3 protein-coding genes are annotated in these 3,108 nt (G+C 65.4%); 1 reads left to right on the top strand and 2 read right to left on the bottom strand.

The features are described 5' to 3' along the window. Positions 1-149: 149 nt before the first annotated feature. Entirely contained in the window at positions 150-1,280 is a 1,131-nt protein-coding gene (locus OXT71_16930) for an exo-alpha-sialidase (protein ID MDE2928081.1), read from the bottom strand. A gap of 39 nt (positions 1,281-1,319) precedes the next feature. Next, a complete protein-coding gene (locus OXT71_16925) occupies positions 1,320-2,411 on the bottom strand; it encodes a sialidase family protein (protein ID MDE2928080.1) in 1,092 nt (363 codons plus the stop codon). A gap of 369 nt (positions 2,412-2,780) precedes the next feature. On the opposite strand from OXT71_16925, the gene OXT71_16920 reads away from it, so the two are divergent. After that, positions 2,781-3,108, top strand: a 328-nt coding sequence (locus tag OXT71_16920) for an Rrf2 family transcriptional regulator (GenBank protein ID MDE2928079.1), incomplete at its 3' end; no start/stop codon positions are given.

Here is a 3,108-nt window from a genome sequence, read left to right as displayed (position 1 = left end):
GCAAGGGCTACTTCGCCGAGCCTTTCGTGCTGGACGAGGACGGTTGCGTGGCGGTGCCCCGGGGGCCGGGGCTCGGTGTGGACATCGATCCGGCAGGTTTCGAGGAGATCATGGCCCGGCCGTGGCGGGACGTGCGGGGCTGAATCCGGCTAAACGCGCACCCGCGCCCACCGTGCGGTCTTCGCGGCATCATCGCCGGCGTAGTAGACGACGAACACCTCGTTGCCTGGTAACCTTACCATCCGGGGATGGCCGAAACGCCAGCGTTCCATGTCGCTCCACAGTTCCGACTGGGTTCGCCCGCCGCCGGCGCCGGATTCGGTGCCGGTGGTGCTGTCGTAGACCAGGAGATCCCGCTCGCGTTCCCAGTGCTCCCCGAAATCCTCGCTGACGGAAAGTACGATGCCGGGCGGATCCCGCCGCCGCGGATAGGCGGCCAGCAGCCGGTCGCCGCCCAGGGACAGGGGCTGGCAGTGCTGGCCGGGCAGGCCGGTACCCCGTGGGATGGTCCACGACCGGCCGTCCGGGGTTCCATAGGCGATATGAATATCGATATCCGACCCCGCCTCGAAATCGTGAGTCCAGAATGTGGCGACAAGGCGCCCGTCACCGGGGTGGATGGCCAGCCGCTGGTCCCAGTAGGCCAGCGCGTTGTCCGGATGGCGGGCCACAGTGACGAACTCCGGCCAGGTCCGCCCGCCGTCACGGGAGAAGCGCAGCCGCGCCGCGGGCCGGCCGGGAGTCGGATCCTCGTATTCCTTCCATTGCTCGTAAGGCTGTGCCAGGACGCCGCCGGGCAACGGGATGACGGCATGAGAACAGGGTGAAGCGGCGAGGTGGGGCGACGTGTCCATGCGTCGCGGCGGGCTCCAGGTGCAGCCGCCGTCCTCCGATTCGACGTGCAGGATGCGCATGGGCAGCAGGCCCTGCGTTACCGGGTGAATGAAGGGAAGACCCGGATCGGAACGGTCGACCCACAGGGCCGTGGCCGTGAGTCTGCCCGGAACCAGTTCCGTACTGGTCAGCCCCTTCATTTCGCCAGGCGTACCCTCCCAGGACCCCTTGCCGAATCCGTCGTAGCGAAGTGCCCAGGTATGTCCGCAGTCCGTGGATGCCCAGATACAGGCGTGCCCGTCCACCGAGTCGCGTTCGGAGCCCCAGCGGCCCGAGACGAGTATCGTGCCGTCCTGCAGCCGATTGATGGTGGTGAAGGCGCAGTTCCTGCGGTGGTCGGGGATTGGATGGCCGTCGCAGACCGAGCCGGAATCAAGGACTTCCACACGAATCTCCTGACCTATAACCCATTACAGGACAGGTTGTTAGGCGTTTTTGTTACAGTAGTGAATCAGGCTGGATTCATCGTAAGACACGACTCTGCAAGCGACGTCCGCGGCGCGGAACATCTCCCACTGCCGGTCCGGTGTCCCCGCCGTGTAGTAGGCGGTGACCAGCCTTCCGTCATCGAGGCGGGCGGTGGAGGGATAGCCGATGTCGCCGCCGGGCAGGGAATCGTCAAGTACCAGCCGCCGTGCATCCCAGGTCGTCCCGCCGTCCCGGCTGATCAGGCCCTCCACGCCGAAGGGCGGATGCCGGCGCCCGAAGACGAGCAGCAGCCAGCCGTTGGACAGCAAGGTGAGATCCGGGGGATGTTCCTTTGCGTCCGTGACCCGGCCGATCCCGCGCCAGTTGTACCCGCCGTCCTCCGAAACGCAGGAATACAGGGCCTGCTCCGCCCGTTCCTCCGAGCGGGCGACAAACAGCCACCGGCCATCGGGAAGGATGGCCACGTCCGATTCGTTCAGCCCCAGCGCCACCAGGGCCGGATCTCCCCATGAACGGCCGTTGTCCGTCGACCGGAGTATGTACGTCGGTGTCGTCGCGGGGCCGACCCGAACCGTGCCCTCCCCGGGCTCGCAACACGGCGAACCGCCGTAGATCAGCATGTGCATGACGCCGGCGACGGTGAAGATCTTGCCGAAGGGAGAGGCCCCGTTGATCGGGGTGTAATCGATGAGCTTGTCGCCGGTCCAGGCCCGGCCGCCGTCCGTGGAGAATACGACTCGGGTATCGGCCCTGCCCATTTCAGGTTTCCAGGCGCCTTCTTCGTCATAGGAGCCCTGCCAGTGGTAGGCGAGCACGAGCGTACCGTCCGGCGCCATGCCGAGTGCGGGGTTGCGGTCGTCTCGTTCGCTGTCGGCCACCGTCACCGGCGCGGACCAGGTCAGCCCTCCGTCTGTGGAGCGTCCCACGTCCAACCGTCCGCCCAGGCCCATGTGCGCGGCGCCGCCGCGGTAGGCCATGAGCAGTTCGCTGCCGCCAAGGCGAGCAATGACCGGAAAATAACCCTGGCCCGCCACCGCGTCGACGGTTCGGGTGCCGGGGAGCAGACGTACATCGATTTTTTCGGACATGGATGGTTCGCTTCCTTCGTTTGAGCGTTCGATCGGTAAAGCGATTTCGGCAAAGCGGATACGGGACGACGGTAACGCCGGCCGCCTTCGATGTCAAGTAGATCGCACGGGAAACGGCGGAGTCAGGTCTTGAGCGCCCAAGGCTTTGAGCGGGCGGCGTCCGGTCTTGAGCGCCCCGGGGGCTGTGAGCGGCCCGCGACTTGAACGCCTGGGAAGTTGAGCGGCCCGCGTCTTGAGCGCACGGCCCGGTTCAGCACGGGCGAATCCGCACGCGACAACCGCTTCGATACGCACCGGATTTAATACTTGACATAAAAGTCAGGTTTGCTATATTTACATAGCATTCTGGCCAATGAAGGAGACTCGATCATGAAAGTGACCGCCCAGGAAGAATACGGACTCCGGTGCATTCTGCAGCTGGCGCGATACCATTCCCGCGACCCGGTTACGGGACGGCAGATTGCAGAGTCGGAGGGCATTTCCCTGGACTACGTATCCAAGCTGCTGATGATCCTCCGGCGGGCGGAACTCGTCCGTAGCGTGCGGGGGATCCGGGGAGGTTACGCGCTGGCCAGGGAACCGCGAAGCATAACACTGGGCGAGGTCATGCGCGCCCTGAGTTCGGAAGAGGGGATCGTGATCACCAGCCCGGACAGCCACATGTGCGATCATTTCTCCGGCCACCTGGAGGCGTGCA

The organism is Acidobacteriota bacterium (genome assembly GCA_028874215.1).
Classification (GTDB): domain Bacteria; phylum Acidobacteriota; class UBA6911; order RPQK01; family JAJDTT01; genus JAJDTT01.
This window is presented reverse-complemented; position numbering and strand designations above follow the sequence as displayed.